Source organism: Clostridium sp. CX1 (assembly GCF_025398335.1).
Taxonomy (GTDB): Bacteria; Bacillota; Clostridia; order Clostridiales; family Clostridiaceae; genus Clostridium_AM; species Clostridium_AM tanneri.
The window spans coordinates 259,362-276,244 of sequence record NZ_JAODOO010000002.1 but is presented as its reverse complement, the minus strand read 5'-3'; the positions used below and the strand labels follow the sequence as shown (position 1 = coordinate 276,244).

The 16,883-nt window shown below is 32.4% G+C and carries 14 protein-coding genes and 1 riboswitch; of the genes, 8 read left to right on the top strand and 6 right to left on the bottom strand.

Annotated elements, in window-relative coordinates; translation table 11 throughout:
* Window positions 1–102: 102 nt before the first annotated feature.
* A complete protein-coding gene (locus tag N4T77_RS03225) occupies window positions 103–1,008 on the bottom strand; it encodes a chemotaxis protein (RefSeq protein WP_261670298.1) in 906 nt (301 codons plus the stop codon).
* Between the two features lie 186 nt (window positions 1,009–1,194).
* Between N4T77_RS03225 and N4T77_RS03220 the strand changes: the two genes are divergently transcribed.
* Window positions 1,195–1,338: a hypothetical protein gene (locus tag N4T77_RS03220; protein WP_261670297.1), complete on the top strand. Its 144-nt coding sequence runs from the start codon at window positions 1,195–1,197 to the stop codon at window positions 1,336–1,338.
* Between the two features lie 71 nt (window positions 1,339–1,409).
* On the opposite strand, the gene N4T77_RS03215 is transcribed toward N4T77_RS03220, so the two are convergent.
* Window positions 1,410–1,892 carry a hypothetical protein gene (locus N4T77_RS03215; RefSeq protein WP_261670296.1) on the bottom strand — a complete coding sequence of 161 codons (483 nt, stop codon included), beginning with the start codon at window positions 1,890–1,892 and terminating at the stop codon, window positions 1,410–1,412.
* Between the two features lie 298 nt (window positions 1,893–2,190).
* Between N4T77_RS03215 and N4T77_RS03210 the strand changes: the two genes are divergently transcribed.
* From N4T77_RS03210 to cutA, 3 genes are all read left to right on the top strand, one after another.
* Entirely contained in the window at window positions 2,191–3,858 is a 1,668-nt protein-coding gene (locus N4T77_RS03210; protein WP_396125082.1) for a ribonuclease J, read from the top strand.
* 212 nt (window positions 3,859–4,070) lie between these two features.
* Window positions 4,071–6,398, top strand: coding sequence for a DUF4901 domain-containing protein (locus N4T77_RS03205; RefSeq protein WP_261670294.1), 2,328 nt, complete (start codon window positions 4,071–4,073; stop codon window positions 6,396–6,398).
* 162 nt (window positions 6,399–6,560) lie between these two features.
* A complete protein-coding gene (gene cutA, locus N4T77_RS03200) occupies window positions 6,561–6,908 on the top strand; it encodes a divalent cation tolerance protein CutA (RefSeq protein ID WP_261670293.1) in 348 nt (115 codons plus the stop codon).
* Window positions 6,909–6,947: 39 nt separating this feature from the next.
* Here the strand turns inward: cutA and N4T77_RS03195 are convergent, their stop codons facing one another.
* The 3 genes from N4T77_RS03195 to mscL all read right to left on the bottom strand — a co-directional run bounded on the left by N4T77_RS03195 (window position 6,948) and on the right by mscL (window position 9,267).
* Entirely contained in the window at window positions 6,948–8,162 is a 1,215-nt protein-coding gene (locus tag N4T77_RS03195) for an MFS transporter (protein ID WP_261670292.1), read from the bottom strand.
* A 158-nt stretch (window positions 8,163–8,320) separates the two neighbouring features.
* Window positions 8,321–8,539, bottom strand: coding sequence for a hypothetical protein (locus N4T77_RS03190; protein WP_261670291.1), 219 nt, complete (start codon window positions 8,537–8,539; stop codon window positions 8,321–8,323).
* Window positions 8,540–8,859: 320 nt separating this feature from the next.
* A complete protein-coding gene (mscL, locus tag N4T77_RS03185) occupies window positions 8,860–9,267 on the bottom strand; it encodes a large-conductance mechanosensitive channel protein MscL (RefSeq protein ID WP_396125085.1) in 408 nt (135 codons plus the stop codon).
* 208 nt (window positions 9,268–9,475) lie between these two features.
* On the opposite strand from mscL, the gene deoC reads away from it, so the two are divergent.
* The 4 genes from deoC (at window position 9,476) to N4T77_RS03165 (ending at window position 13,917) form a co-directional block, all read left to right on the top strand.
* Window positions 9,476–10,129: a deoxyribose-phosphate aldolase gene (deoC, locus tag N4T77_RS03180; RefSeq protein ID WP_261670289.1), complete on the top strand. Its 654-nt coding sequence runs from the start codon at window positions 9,476–9,478 to the stop codon at window positions 10,127–10,129.
* Window positions 10,130–10,340: 211 nt separating this feature from the next.
* Window positions 10,341–10,449, top strand: a riboswitch (SAM riboswitch).
* A gap of 135 nt (window positions 10,450–10,584) precedes the next feature.
* Window positions 10,585–11,913, top strand: a complete 1,329-nt coding sequence (locus N4T77_RS03175) for a Na+/H+ antiporter NhaC family protein (RefSeq protein WP_261670288.1) — start codon at window positions 10,585–10,587, stop codon at window positions 11,911–11,913.
* A 283-nt stretch (window positions 11,914–12,196) separates the two neighbouring features.
* Window positions 12,197–13,312, top strand: coding sequence for an aminopeptidase (locus N4T77_RS03170; protein WP_261670287.1), 1,116 nt, complete (start codon window positions 12,197–12,199; stop codon window positions 13,310–13,312).
* Between the two features lie 113 nt (window positions 13,313–13,425).
* Entirely contained in the window at window positions 13,426–13,917 is a 492-nt protein-coding gene (locus N4T77_RS03165) for a prolyl-tRNA synthetase associated domain-containing protein (protein ID WP_396125084.1), read from the top strand.
* A 52-nt stretch (window positions 13,918–13,969) separates the two neighbouring features.
* Here the strand turns inward: N4T77_RS03165 and adhE are convergent, their stop codons facing one another.
* Window positions 13,970–16,597 carry a bifunctional acetaldehyde-CoA/alcohol dehydrogenase gene (gene adhE / locus N4T77_RS03160; protein WP_261670285.1) on the bottom strand — a complete coding sequence of 876 codons (2,628 nt, stop codon included), beginning with the start codon at window positions 16,595–16,597 and terminating at the stop codon, window positions 13,970–13,972.
* Window positions 16,598–16,883: the final 286 nt, after the last annotated feature.

Sequence of the window (16,883 nt, the reverse complement as noted above, 5' to 3'; positions counted from 1 at the left end):
GCTTTAATATTTTGGTAATAGCATCTTTACACTTAATAAAAGAAAAGGAACAGTTCAGCATTATACTAATACTAGTGAAAATGTTGAACTGTCCTTCTTATTTTAAGCCCTATTTTTCTCTACAAAGCTATCTATTATTTGAACTAAATTTTCTATTTCAGGTTTGCTCATTTGAGCATCAGCCCCTACAGATACCCCTTTATGAACTAAATCGTCAGTAATTAGGGAAGAAAAGATTATTACTGGCAGCTTTTTTAAAATATTATGCTCTTTAATCTTCCTTGTCAGTGTATGACCATCCATTCTAGGCATTTCTATGTCTGTTATGAGAATCTGTACATCCTCTATAAATCTATCATTTTTCTCTTCAACCAGCTTATATAGATAATTTATGGTTTCCTCACCGTCATTGAAAAGTTTTAGGTCAGTAAAGCCTGCTTTGGTTAAGGTATCCTTCAACAAAGCTCTTATTAGAAAAGAATCATCTGCCAACATAAGTTTAATGTGAGATCTATCCTTATATTCAATATCCTCAATTCTATCTTCACTTATACCTACCTTTGGATTTATATCCGTAACTATCTTTTCGAAATCTAATAGGAAAAGTATCTTATTTTCCATCATTATATTTCCTATAACTAAAGTATCTGCGAAAATATTATCAGGCTTAGTTATTCGGTTCCATCCGATTCTATGAGTACCGATTACCTTATCTATACTAAAAGCTACTCTAGATTTATTGAATTCACATAATATTATATTGTTTTTTTCATGAAGTTCAGAGTTTCCTTCTAGTACATACTTTAAGTTAACAAGAGGTATTATTTGATCCCTAATTAAGGTAACACCAGCTATGGAAGGGGGAGCTTGAGGAAATCTTGTTAGGTTGTCTATTTCCAAAACTTCCTTAACTTTTATTACATTTATTCCATAATGCTTGTTATTAATTACAAACTCTAGTATTTCTACTTCTCCAGTTCCGCTTTCTAATAATATATTTGTTTCCATGATTTATCACCTCTTTTTAAAATTTGAGTGCATACAAATGTTTCCAAGTAATGGTTATTCCTTAAAAAAATTTCTTCTAAATTTATTATACATTATACTCTTCTATCTTTCCATATTATTCGATGTATGTAAATACAGCATCCATCCAATAATATAATTATGCTTAGGAAAAAAGGGGAGATAACTATGAAAAAAATTACTGAGAGAACCTATAGAAGCGAGAAACAATTTAATAAAGCTTATAAAAAATTAGCAAAGAAGGGATTTAAAGTTTTAAGAAACTTTGAAGAGGATGGAAAATATATAGTGGAATATCAAACAAGAGATTAGTTCTAAGGTATACTTTTCTATATAAAATAATTAAGAGGTAAAAAAGCTTTACCTCTTAATCTTATCTAACTTTATAGCAGCTCTTTTTCCCAAGATCTATATAAGGGATAAATTCTAGAAAATAATTCTTCTATAGCTTCCATATATTCTGAGGTGTTGTCAGTGGATTCCTTTATCATTTCTAATTCTAACTGAAGGGTACCGGTTAAGTACTTAAGTTCCAAGAAATTAATATTGATAATAATACAATCTCCATAGACACTGTTTGTTAAAAAATACATAATATCATGAAGCTTATCATTAAAGTCTTTTAAATAGGTGGATTTTTCAAAATCATAATCCTTTTCCACCTTTGAAATAATTTGTTCATTCATAAGTATTTGCTTATAAACACAGCTGATAAGATGGTCTATCTCATTGGCAGTAATCTCTAGTTCTCTTCTTTTATAGGCTAAATCATTTTCGGTAAATATGTCTAAATCATCATTAGTTTCTTTAAAGTTATCTTTATTAATTTTTCTACTGAATTTCTTAAATTCAATTACTTTTCCCATAATAACTCCTTCAAAATATAAGGTTTATTCTTTAAATGTATATTATAAAATTTAGTTTTGAATTAAATTATAACATAAAACTATAGAGGGTAAAATGAAAAGAAATACAACTTGACTACAATATACAGTTAAGAGCAAAGAAAATTTCGAAATAAATAGAATTATTTTAATAACTACAAGGAAAAATAGAATATAAGTAAAATTTATTATCTATAAGAGAATTTATAAACTTAAGGTTTTAAAATAAAGTCTCTCATTAGAAAAGGGTTTATAGGACATGTAAAAAAGAGGAGGGGATTTGGTGAACAAGGGCGATAGTATAAAGGTTATACCTTTAGGAGGTCTTGGAGAAATAGGTAAAAATATAACGGCTATTGAATATAAGGATGAAATCATGGTTATAGATTGTGGAATATCTTTCCCAGAGGAAGATATGTACGGTGTTGATTTAGTAATACCAGATATAACCTATTTGGTAAATAATGCAGATAAGGTGAAGGGGATTTTTTTAACCCATGGACATGAGGATCATATAGGCTCGTTACCTTACTTTTTAAAGCAATTAAATATTCCTGTTTATGGTACGAAGTTAACATTAGGAATAGTAGGGATAAAATTAAAAGAACATAATCTACTTTCAGTTTCTGAATTAAATGTGGTAAACCCAGGGGACACAGTAGAGCTAGAAAATATAAAGGTTGAATTTATAAGAAATACTCACAGCATAGCAGATTCCTGTGCGATTGCTATCCACACACCAGCTGGTATCATATTACATACCGGTGATTTTAAAATAGACTATACACCTATAGATGGTCTTGTTATGGACTTAAAGCGTATTTCAGATTTAGGAAAAGAAGGTGTACTGCTACTTATGGCAGATAGTACAAATGTAGAACGAAAAGGCCATACTATTTCTGAAAAGGTAATAGGAGACACCCTAACTAGAATTTTCTCTAAAGCAGAAGGAAGAGTTATAGTGGCAACCTTTGCTTCCAATATACATAGAATGCAGCAAATCGTTAATGCTTCTATAAAATATGGAAGAAAAATAGCTTTTAGTGGAAGGGGAATGGAAAATATATCACAGGTAGCTATGGAACTTGGATACCTACACATACCGGAGGGATATCTTACAACGGTAGATAAAATACACAATTATCCTAATGAGCAAATAACAATAATCACTACAGGCAGCCAGGGAGAGTCTATGTCTGCCCTTGCTAGAATAGCTTTTTCAACACATAGAATGATTAGAGTTGAACCTAAGGATTTAATTATTATTTCTGCTTCTCCAATTCCTGGAAATAGAAAATTTATCTCCAGAGTAATTAACCAATTATTTAAAAAAGGTGCTGATGTTATCTATGAGGCTCTAGAGGAAGTGCATGTATCTGGGCATGCTTATCAGGAGGAATTAAAGTTAATTCACACCTTAGTTCGTCCTAAGTATTTCATGCCAGTTCACGGTGAATATAAGCATTTAATTCACCATTCTGCTTTAGCACAAAAACTAGGTATGGAAGAGAAGGACATATATACTTTAGAATCTGGCCAGGTATTAGAAGTATCTGAAGAAGAGGCTAAGATAACAGGAAATGTTCCAACTGGTGCCATACTTGTAGACGGACTTGGTGTTGGAGATGTAGGAAACATAGTTCTTAGAGATAGAAAACACCTAGCACAGGATGGTATTTTAACAGTAGTGGTTACTATAGAAAAAGAAACTTATAGTTTAATTGCTGGTCCTGATATTATAACCAGAGGTTTTATTTATGTAAAAGAATCAGAAGAATTAATTTATCAAGCAAAATCAATTGTTAGAAGAGAATTGGAAAGAAATTTAGATAATAGGATAACAGATTGGTATTTGCTAAAATCCGGTATGAAGAGGGAAATAGAAAAATTCTTATATGAAAAGACAAAAAGAAGACCGATTATTCTTCCTATTATTATGGAAATCTAATGTGTAAAATAATTTAATAGTTCTTATTTAAAATCCAGTAGAAACTCAATATAAGAGCTCTACTGGATTTTTTCTAATAGTGGTAATAAACGAGAAAAATAATATTATTTGTCTAAGGAAAACTTTGAAATTTTCTGACAATTAGTCATTTATTTTCTAGTTGTCAATATATAATATAAATAACCATATTAAATTTCTAGGAGGATTCTTAAATGAAAAGTAAAAGAACTATTTTACTTGTTCTTACCGCAGCTTTGTTGTTATCGTCAAAACCAGTTTTTGCCCAAGAGCTAAATAGCAGCAGCAATTTATCCACCTCTACATCAGCAGTAGTTATGGACAAGCTTGTTATTGTATCTGAAAAGGATAAAGCAAAGATATCTCAAGAACAGGCAAAGGATAAAGCAAAAAAAATACTAGCGGATTACTTTGAGTTAAATATTGATGAAACAAGATTTCGGACAGAGGTGAATTTTAGCTTAAATGATTTTCAAGGACAGAAAAAAAGTGTTTGGAACATACATTGGTATAATAATGATGAAGATAAACAAGTTAACGTCAATGTTTCTGTAGATGGAACTACTGGAAAGATACTTAATGTTAACAAATATGAATTTAGTCAAAAGCAAGGGTCTCAACTACTGGCAACAATTACGGAAGAACAGGCAAAAGAGATAGGAGAGAATTTTCTTAAAAGAATAAATCCAGAAGAATTTAAGGAAATCAAACTTTTCAAGGATAAAAATTCTATTCAATACTATGGAATGACCAACTATTCTTTTCACTATAACAGAACTATAAAGGAAATTCCTTTTGAGGGTAACTACATTAATTTAGGAGTAGATGGAGTCAGTGGAAAAGTTACATCCTATGAAATTAACTGGGATAGTGACCTAAAGATTCCTGGTGAAGAAAAGACTATAGAACAAAAGGCTGCAGAAGAAATATTTAATAAAAATACGGAAATGGATTTAAGTTATAATAACTATCCTGGAAGACCTAATGGTGCAGAGGAAAATAAAACAAAGCTTGTTTACATCCAGAATCCAACCTCTCCATTTTTAATAGATGCAGTAAGTGGGAAAGAACTAAACTGGAATGGACAGTCAATTCAAACTATAAAATCCAGAAATATAACGGAAGCGCAAAAAGAACAAATATTTAAAGGTGGAAAACCAGTGGTGACACTAGATAAAGAGATAAGCAGTGAACGTGCTACTGAGGTAATAAACAATAAGCTTAAAGAATTATGCGGTGATGGATATGAGATTCAATCTATAAACTATAGTGATCAAGAATATGGTTATATGGGAAGAGGAATGAAAATCTGGTCTGCAAGTTATGTAAAAAAAGGAGCAAGTTCTAATTACTTACCAGCAGAAGGGCAAATATCAATAAATGCTTTAACAGAAGAATTAGTCAGAATAGATAAGTTTAATTATAATGAAAAAGTAGATGAAAACTTTACGCCTCAGCTTACTTGGGAAAAGGCTTACGATAAAGCAATAGAATTTATAGCTAAAAACTGTCCTCAAAGAATCAAGGAAATAAATACAGAACAAAAGGATTATAATAACCAAAGCTATAGCTATCCAGAAGATTATGCTAGAAAATATATAACTTTTAATTTTGGAAGAACAGTAAACGGGGTAGCCTTCAATAATAACGGTGTACCTTATAACAATGATGGTATAAATATTACTTTAGATACTAAAACTGGAGAGATAAATTCTTTCTCATATATGTGGCAGGATAAATTAGAATTACCAACAGCGGAAAAAGTTATAAGTAAAGATGAGGCGAAAAAAATATTTCTAGAAGACAACAAGCCAACCCTTACATACCTTCTTTTTAATGGGGGTAAGGTTGATTCTAACATGAAGCTTGTATACTCTATTGGCAATAGGTATTCACCAATAAATGCTGTTGATGCAGCTAATGGTAAATTACTAAATCTTTATGGGGAAAATATTGATAACAATTTAGAGACCTTTAAAGCAGCAGTTAAAGGTACTGCTGTGGAGAAGGAGGCTCTAATCCTAGCATCTCAAGGTATAATAGATACTAAGGATTTTAAATTGGATTCTAAAATTACAAGGCTTCAGTTAGTTAAAATATTAGTTAATGCTAAAGGATATGACCCTTATTTAAAGGGAATGAATGAGCTTAGTTTTAGTAGTGGTACAGGAGATAAGGAGTCTATTGACTATAAATATCTACAATTTGGAGTAAGATATGGCATAATCCAAGATAAAAGGGAAGAATTTAAAGGAGATGAACTAGTTACAAGAGAGGAAGTAGCTGCAAGTTTAATAAAGCTGTTAGGCTACGATAAAATAGCTGAGATTAAAGGGCTATTTAATGTGAATTATACCGATAAAACCACAATTGCTGAAGATAAAGTTGGATATGTTACTTTAGCTGGCGGTCTTAAGCTTTTGGAAGGAAGCGGCGATGGGAAATTCAGGCCAAAGGATACTGTAACAATGTCTGAAATAGTAAAAGCTGTGTACACTGCTCTAGGAAACATACAAAAATAGTGAAGTAAAGGGAGGATACAAAATTTATGTATCCTCCTTGTTATTATAATTTAAAAGCACTTATTGCTATAAGTGTTGAACAATTAAGGAAATAATATAAAATATAATATAAAGTTCATGAACATAATAGTCTTGTAAAGTAGTGAAAGGAGAATAGATGAAATGGAGTTTAATAATTTTAAAGTAGAAACCTTTATTCCAGAGGGGTACCTGAAAGATTTAAGACGAAATCTTAATGACATAGGGGCATTGACCATAGGTGGTAACTACGATAACTGCATGTCAGTGTCTAAAGTTACAGGATCCTGGAGACCTTTGAATGGTGCGAATCCTTTTGAAGGTGAGGTAGGAGAAATTTGTGAAGCAGAGGAATGTAAAGTAGAATTTTGCTGCAAAAAAGAAGTTTTGAAGAAAGTCATTGAAACTATAAAAAAAGTTCACCCTTACGAAGTTCCTGTTATAAATACAATTCCAATTCTTAGTCCTAATGCTGTAATAGAATATTTATAAAAAAACAAATCCGCTCTTTTCTATAGGCGGATTTGTTTTTTATAATTCTCTTATTTCTTTTTTCATCAAGTGTAATGTTCCTGTCATAAAAGTCATTCCAGAAACAATAATAGCGGCAATAGCAAAAACTATCCAGGGATATATAGAGGAATTTATACCATAAATACTAATAATTTTTCCACCAATGAAATTTCCAAGAGCTGTTCCAAAGCCAGAAATCAGGCTGGCAACACTAAAATAGGCGCCGATTAAATCAGCATGAGCAAATTCACTGGTTAGACTATCTGTAGTGGGAAGCATCATCATCTCACCAATGAGGAAAATTATAGCACTAAAAGTAAGAAAGAGAAAGTTACTAGATAACCCAATTAAAAATATACCGGCTCCAAAGAATAATACTGACCAAGATAATGATGTAAAAGGACTAAATCTTTGAAGAATATATTTTGAAATAAATCCTTGAAAAATTATAACAATAATACTGGTGATAGTCCAAATGCTTCCTACGATCTTTCCATTATTTAAAACTGCTTCTGCTCTTAATGGTAGCAAAAGGGTTAGCTGTGCATATACAGCGGATATAAGAAGGGATATTATTGTAAAAATTATAAAAGATCTATTTTTAAAAATGAGGGAATAACTGTTTAATGGCAACTTAGGACATTCCCTCCCTCCACAGTCCTTAGAAAGAAATATCCAGGTTACCAATGCTAAAAGTAAAAATATAGCTGCACTAGTAAAAAAAATAAACATCGATTGTTTATTTGAAAGAAATAAAATGAGAAGTCCAGCAATGCATACTCCTATATTTGCTGCTATTCCTCTAAGTGAAAAAGCAGTAGTACGGCCTTTAGAGGAATCAGAAGCAATAGAAGCTATAGCTGCTCTTACTGTTGGCGCATAGGTGCCTCCTCCAATTCCATTAACAATAGAAAAAATAAGTATAAGAAAAAATGTGTTACTTATGCCGTAACCAAAAAGTGCAGAGGACTGAAATAACGCTCCTATAACCATTGTTGTCCTATTACCAACTCTATCGGATAAAAAACCACCAAGTACACTACCTAACTGTGATGCTAATGAACCCACTCCAATTACTAATCCAATTTGTGCTGCAGTAAGTCTTTTTTCTGAGCTAAGTAAAACAGGAAATATTGGAGTGATTATATAAATTCCTATATGTAATATAAGTATAGATAACAGCAAAATTAAAATATCACGATTTAGAGACATTTTTGGGATTCCGTACTTCATTATTTCACCTCATCTATTAAAAGTTAATAATATTATGTGTTTAATCCCATTAATTTATTTTTATCTTTAATAATTCATAAAAGGAGGCATTCAGCAGGAAGAAAAAATATACCCTATATAAAAGACGGTTTTTGTCTTCTATACAGGGTGTATTTTTTCTACTTGCTTTTCTTATTTTTTGAGAAGTAAATAGCGGCGATAATTATAGCTAAAATAAATAAAGGAGCTCCAAAGACCAATTTAAGTGCAAAGGAAAGAATAGCAACGGCTATAACAATAGGCAGTATAGCTGCCAGCAGCGGAAGAGCTAGTACACTCACAAAGAAGCCAACTATAAAAAATATGGCAAGGGATATTAGGATTATTAAAGTGAACATTAATTTTACCTCCAAATTTCTATAATAATTTTATGTGATAAGAAGCTATTAAATTCATACTCTATATTTAAAAGTTAGATATAAATTTAAACTAAATATCTTTGATATGAGTTAAATTATACTATATAATAGGTGTATGTTAAACTCTTAATATTGTGCAAAAAAATATTATTTCCTTCAATTTAAAGAAATAATATAAAATAGCTTGCTTTTTCATTAAAAATCTACCATTGAAGCGGTAATACTATAAAGATATCCTTAACTTGAGCTAAAAACTTTAGATAAACAATAAAAAAGTGAACAATAAGGTCATAAATTCATTACTTTAGGTTATCTCTAAGTAAATCTCTTATTTCTGCAAGGAGTCTTTCTTCCTCAGAACTTTGAAGTTTTTCCTCCTTCTTTTCCTCTTTTTTCTTGAATCTGTATATAGCTTTTACAAAAATAAAAATAGAAAAAGAAATTATTAAAAAGTCTACAACAGATTGAATAAACTGACCATATTTAATTGCTGCTTCAGCTGCTCCACCTTTGGCAGGGCGAATTACAAATTTTAAGTTAGTAAAGTTTATTCCACCTAATAAAAGTCCTATAATAGGCATAAGTATATCATTTACTAGGGAGGTGACAATTTTGCCAAAGGCACCACCGATAACAACTCCAACTGCTAGGTCAATTACATTTCCTTTTACTGCAAATTTCTTAAATTCTTCAAACATAAGTTCCAACTCCATTAATATTATTTTAAATTTACTTAAATAGAGTTTGAAGATTTGAAAATAATATACTTGAATTTAAGAGTATTTAGTGTTAAAAGGTGAAAATAGTCAAAACTATGGTATTATGAATAGGAAGGTTGCGTAAGATAGAAGTATAGGTTTAGATTTGATTATAACTTTAAAAATTAGATATAATTTTGAAAGGAGATAAATATAGATGGAAATACAAAAATACATAGACCATACAATATTAAAACCAGAGGCTACTGAGGAGGAAGTAATAAAGCTGTGCAAAGAGGCAAAAGAGTATAAATTTGCATCTGTTTGTGTAAACCCATACTATACAGCTTTAGTTAAGGAAAATCTAAAAGGAACAGGTGTAAAAACTTGTGTTGTTATTGGCTTTCCTTTAGGAGCCAATACTAAAGAAGTTAAGGCTTTTGAAACTGAAAATGCTATTGGCAATGGTGCTGAAGAAGTTGACATGGTAATAAATATAGGTGCCTTAAAGGATAAGAAATACTCTGTTGTTGAAGAGGATATTAAAGCAGTTGTAGATAAAGCAAAGGGAAAGGCCTTAGTTAAGGTTATAATTGAGACCTGCCTTTTAAATAGAGAAGAGATTATAAAGGCTTGTGAGTTATCAGTAAAGGCTGGGGCTGACTTTGTAAAAACTTCAACAGGCTTTAGCAGCGATGGTGCAAAAGTAGAGAATGTAGCTCTAATGAGAAAAACTGTAGGAAGTGGAGTAGGGGTTAAGGCCTCTGGTGGAATAAGGGATTTCAAGACAGCGATGGCTATGGTAGAAGCTGGTGCTAATAGAATAGGTGCCAGTGCCGGAATAAAAATAGTAGAAGAATCTACAAAGTAATAAGATTGTTTGAACTAAAGAATATAGTTAAAATAAGACTATATTCTTTTTTATTCGGGAGATTTCCTTTTAGGATAATATGAATATAGTCTGTCTTTATAATTCTTGTTTATTGTGAGAAATATGAAATATTCTAGTAGATTTAATTCAAATAATGATTGACTTTATTTAATTAAATTGATATAATACAAAAGTAAAATTAAATATTTGCTTCTTATCAAGAGCGGTGGAGGGACTGGCCCTATGATACCCGGCAACCCAAAAGCATATTGTGCTTTTAATGGTGCTAAATCCAGCAGGTTTTACCTGGAAGATGAGGAGAGAGGTATAGACTTCTTGATTTATCTCCAAGAAGTTTTTTTTATTGTCCAAAATTAAGTGAAAGCTTATAATAACTTGCTGATAATTGATAGTTGTGAATGTTTTGAATTAATACAAAAGAGGATGAACTCATAATGATTGAAGGTAAAAAAGGAAATCCGTGGGCGTTATTGCCTTTCTTTGTTTTCGTAGCAGTGTACATAATTTCAGGAATTGTAACTAATGATTTTTATGCCCTTCCAGTTACTGTGCCATTTTTGTTAGCGGCACTGGTAGCCCTAGCTATGAATAAAAGGGAAAGTTTTAATGCTAAACTTGAGAGATTTTGCCTAGGGGCAGCAGATACTAATATTATATTAATGTGTATAATATTTATATTAGCTGGTGCCTTTGCTCAGGTAGCAAAAGATATGGGAGCAGTTGATTCAACAGTTAACCTTGGACTTAGTCTATTGCCAGGCAACATATTGATTGCAGGAGTATTTGTCATTGCATGTTTTATTTCTACTTCTATAGGAACTTCAATGGGAACAATTGCCGCAATAGCTCCAATGGCAGTAGGAATAGCTGCCAAGACCGGTGTTCCAGTAGAGCTTGCTTTAGCAGCAGTGGTAGGGGGATCTATGTTTGGGGATAACCTTTCAATGATTTCAGATACCACTATAGCTGCTACTAAGACTCAAGGCTGTGAACTTAAGGATAAGTTTCGAGTTAACTTTAAGATAGTTCTTCCAGCAGCTATTTTAACTACAGTAATACTTGCTGTTATAACAAGTGGAAATGAAATTTCCTTAACTGGGGCCTATAGTTACTCATTAGTTAAAGTGCTGCCATATATTTTCGTTTTAGTAGGTGCTCTATTAGGCGGAAATGTAATCCTAGTATTGATATTTGGTACAGTATTTTCTGGTGTTGTTGGAATTGCAACAGGTGCTTTTAATATAGTAGGTTTCGCTCAGTCAGTGGGCAAAGGCATTACAGGTATGTCTGACCTTGTTATTATGTCCCTTTTAATAAGTGGAATAGTAGAATTGGTTAAACACAATGGTGGTATTGATTTTATCATTAATTTTATTGTAAAAAGAATTAAGAGTAAAAAAGGTGCTGAAATTGGCATATCTGCTCTTATAAGTATAGTAGATGCATGCACAGCAAATAATACTGTAGCAATTGTTATGGTGGGACCTTTAGCAAAGGATATTGCCGATAGGTTTGGCGTGGACCCTAGAAAAACTGCTAGTTTATTAGATACTTTTTCATGCTTTGTACAAGGAATTATACCCTATGGAGCTCAAATATTAGTTGCTGCAGGTGTAGCAAAAATATCACCAATTTTGGTAATGAAATATTTATATTATCCATATCTTATGGGAATATGTGCAATTATTGCTATTTTAACTGGGTTACCAAAATTAACACCGATAAAAGAAAAAATAAATTTGGATAATGAGCAAGTTGCTTAGCTGAAAAGGGGGAGGTTCCCCCTTTTTATTTTGGGATAAATATCATAGAATTTGATAAAATAAATAATATGTACTATAATAGCTATTGCAGTTAATTATTTCTAAAATTATCTATAATAAAACCATAGATTTTTATCCGATGACTATCCGCTCTAATACTCCCTCTTATCTAAGATTACGTTCTGAGCGGCTACGTCCCTGGATTCGTTCAACTAAGAATCAGATGGAGTTGAAACTCCATCTGATTCAAGTTTCCACTTCATAAATCAAAGGAGGAATTTATATGAAAGATCCTAGAATAATAACTTTAGCAAAAAATTTAATTAACTATTCTTGCAATATTCAAAAGGGTGAAAAGGTTTTAATTGAAACTATAGGTACTCCAAATCCTTTAACCCTTGAGCTTATAAAACAAACCTATCTTGCCGGTGGAATTCCTTTTGTAACAAACAAACTTCCGGAGGTGGATAGAGAATTATACATGAACTGCACTGAAGAGCAGTTAGAGATGATGGCTAAATATGAAGCAGCGAGAATGGCTGACATGGATGCCTATATAGGATTAAGAGTGCCAAGTAATTTAACAGAAACTTCTGATGTACCAGGTGAAAATATGTCTCTAATGATGAAAAAGTTTTGGCAGCCAGTACATGGGGACATAAGAGTTCCAAAGACAAAATGGGTAGTGTTAAGATATCCAACAGCAGCAATGGCCCAGGCAGCAGGTACTAGTACAGAGGACTTCGAAGATTTTTATTTTAATGTTTGTAATTTAGACTATAGAAAAATGTCAGAAGCTATGAATCCATTAGTAGAACTAATGAACAGAACAGATAAAGTTCACATAAAAGGAGAGGGAACAGACTTACGCTTTTCTATTAAGGGACTTAATGCTATAAAATGTGATGGAAAGCTAAATATTCCAGATGGAGAGGTTTATAGTGCTCCAGTTAAGGATTCTGTGAATGGATATATTACATATAACACACCAGCAGTTTACAATGGATTTACCTATGAAAACATAAGGTTGGAATTTAAGGATGGAAAGATAATTAAGGCCACTGCAAATGATACTGAAAGGATAAACAAGGTATTTGACACAGATGAAGGGGCTAGATATGTGGGTGAATTTGCAATAGGAGTTAACCCTTATATATTAAAGCCTATGAAAGATACTTTATTTGATGAGAAAATTGCAGGCTCAATTCACTTTACTCCAGGAGCGTCCTATGATGATTGTTTTAATGGAAACAAATCCTCGGTGCATTGGGATTTAGTGTATATTCAAAGACCAGAGTACGGTGGTGGAGAAATTTATTTTGATGACGTTTTAATAAGAAAAGATGGAATTTTTGTGGTGGAGGAATTAAAAGGATTAAATCCTGAAAACTTAAAATAAGTAAATGGTGGGGAATACTCCACCATTTTTTAATATTGTGAAAAGTTTTACAAAAACAGATTTATATAGTAAAATTGACTTTATAAAAAGCAAACGAAGGAGAGATAAAAATGATTTTAGAAAATGAACAAAAGGTATACGATGTCCTAAAAGAACTAGGTATTTCTTATACAAGGTATGAACACAAGCCTGTCTATACTATAGAGGAACTTGATGAAGTAGATATAGATTTTCAGGGAGCCCACTGTAAAAATCTTTTTGTTCGTAACAAAAAAGGAGATATTCACTATTTAATTGTAGTAGAAGAATCAAAAAAAGTAGATTTAAAAAAACTTGCTGAGAAAATAGGAAGCACCACTTTAAGCTTTGCTTCTGAAGAAAGACTACTTAAAAACTTAGGGCTTAAGCCTGGTTCTGTTAGTCCCTTTGGAGTGATTAACAATGAAGATAAGAAGGTAAAAGTTATCATAGACAAAGACTTATCAAAGTTAGAATACATAGGCGCTCATCCTAATGTAAATACAGCCACAGTGGTATTATCTTTTTCTGATTTAGAAAAGTTTCTTAAGTGGTGTAAAAACGATGTCAAATACATAGAACTTTAGAAATAAATTAGAAGCTGAGGAATTACCTCAGCTTCTATAATAACTATTAGTCTTATTCTTCTTCCTCATCTGTTGCCGCAGCTTCTAAAATTACTTCTGCTTTATCAAAGGCATTAATATACATTTGCTTAATTTCGCTGATTAATGGGTATCTTGGATTAGCTCCTGTACATTGGTCATCGAAAGCCTGCTCTGCCATCTTATCAAGATTAGCATAAAAAGCTTCTGTCTTAACTCCTGCCTCATGTATTGATTTTGGCATGTTTACCTTAGCTTTTAGCTCATCAATAGCTTCGATTAATAATTCTACTTTTTCCTCATCAGAGCTTCCGCCTAAGCAAAGGGTATCCGCTATCTTAGCGTATCTAGCTTTAGCGTTTGGATATTTATACTGAGGGAAAGTACATTGCTTTGTTGGAGCATCTACTGAATTAAATCTTATAGTTTCGTTGATCAATAGTGCATTAGCTACTCCATGAGGTACGTGGTGAGTTGAGCCGAGCTTATGAGCCATTGAGTGACATACACCTAAGAAAGCATTAGCAAATGCCATACCAGCTATACAGGATGCATGAGCCATTTTTTCTCTTGCTACTATATTAGTCTGACCTTCATTATAAGCCTGTGGAAGGTATTCAAATATTATTTTTACAGCTTCTAATGCTAGTCCATTAGTGAAATCTGTTGCTAAAGCAGATACATAAGCTTCAACAGCATGAGTTAAAGCATCTATACCAGAAGCAGCAGTTAAACCTCTTGGCATACCCATCATTAATTCAGCATCAACGATAGCCATATCTGGAGTTAACTCATAATCTGCTAATGGATATTTAACTCCTGTTTTTTCATCAGTTATAACTGCGAAAGGAGTAACCTCTGAACCAGTACCAGCGGATGTTGCTACTGATATCATCATAGCCTTTTCGCCCATCTTAGGGAAGGTGTAAACTCTCTTTCTTATATCCATAAATCTCATTGCTAAGTCTTCAAATCTTACTTCTGGATGCTCGTACATTACCCACATAATCTTGGCAGCATCCATAGCGGAACCACCGCCAACTGCTATAATTGTATCTGGTTTATAACTTGCTAACTGCTCGGTACCTCTTCTAGCTGTTTCTAAAGTTGGATCTGGTTCTACATCAGTAAACACTTTATAGTCAACACCTATTTTACTAAGAATTTTTGTAACTTTATCTACATATCCAAGTTCAAAAAGAACCTTATCAGTTACTATAAATGCTTTTTTCTTTCCAAGGGGTTTAAGTTCTTGTAATGCTACTCCAAGACTTCCGTATTTAATGTAAACCTTTTCTGGAACTCGAAACCAAAGCATATTTTCCCTTCTTTCAGCTATAGTTTTTATATTTATTAAGTGTCTAGGTCCAACGTTTTCTGAAACAGAGTTATTACCCCAGGATCCACAGCCTAATGTTAATGAAGGAGCTAGTTTAAAGTTATAGATATCTCCTATAGCACCCTGTGATGAAGGCATGTTAATTAAAGTTCTGCCTGTTCTCATAGCAGCAGTAAACTTTTCTACTTTATCCTTACAAGCCATCGCATTAACATACAATACTGACGTATGACCCAGTCCTCCTAATTCAACAAGTCTCGCAGCTTTTTTTACAGCATCGTCAAAATTCTTAGCTCTATACATAGCAAGAACAGGAGAAAGTTTTTCGTGGGAGAATGGCTCTTCTAGCTCAACGGACTCTACTTCTCCTATAAGAACCTTTGCACTTTGAGGAACAGTAACTCCTGCCATTGCAGCTATTTTGTAAGCAGGTTGTCCAACTATATTTGCATTAATGTTGCCATTAACTAATATTACTTTACCAACCTTTTCTACTTCATCTTCCTTTAGGAGATAGGCACCTCTTTCTTCAAACTCTTTTCTAACTTCATTATAAACGGAATCTGCAACTACAACGGATTGTTCAGAAGCACATATAACTCCATTATCAAAAGTTTTAGAAAGAAGTATTGAGTTTACAGCCATTTTTATATCAGCACTTTCGTCTATAATGGCAGGAGTATTACCAGGACCAACACCAATTGCTGGCTTACCGGATGAATAAGCAGCTTTAACCATAGCAGGACCACCAGTTGCAAGTATTATATCTGCCTCTCTCATTATAACCTGAGATAGTTCAACTGTAGGTTCATCTATCCAACCAATTATACCTTCTGGAGCTCCAGCTTTAACTGCTGCATCAAGAATTAATTTAGCTGCAGCTATAGTTGATTTTTTAGCTCTAGGGTGAGGGGAGAATATTATTCCGTTTCTAGTTTTTAGCGCTAACAAGGACTTAAATATTGCAGTTGAAGTTGGGTTAGTTGTTGGTACAACAGCAGCAACTACTCCGATAGGTTCTGCAACTTTAGTAATACCAAAACCAGCATCACAATCTAGAACCCCGCAGGTTTTGTCGTCTTTATATTTATTGTATAAATATTCAGAAGCAAAGTGATTCTTTATAACCTTATCTTCAACTATTCCCATACCAGTTTCTTCGACAGCCATCTTTGCAAGTGGAATTCTTGCTGCATTTGCAGCCATAGCAGCTTGTCTAAAAATTTCATCAACCTGTTCTTGAGTGAAAGTGGAAAATATTCTTTGTGCAGATTTTACCTCCTGTAATTTTTTCATTAATTCCTCAACATTAGTTACTCTCATGTATAACACACCTCTTTCTAATTACTTTTAAAATTAATTTAATAATTTTATGATTAGCACCTGGATTATCCAGTGCAATTTAGTAAAAATTCAGACAAACTAAAAATTTCTGAATCTTACGGCTATGAATAATATTATGCAATATTATCCATACTCTGTCAATTACTTTTTTACCACTTTATAGAAAAAATTAATATTATTTCATGAGAAAAATATTTTCATGGGAAAATATTAAAATCTTTAAGTTATAATGTAGAATTTTAAACATATGTTAAAAATTCTACAT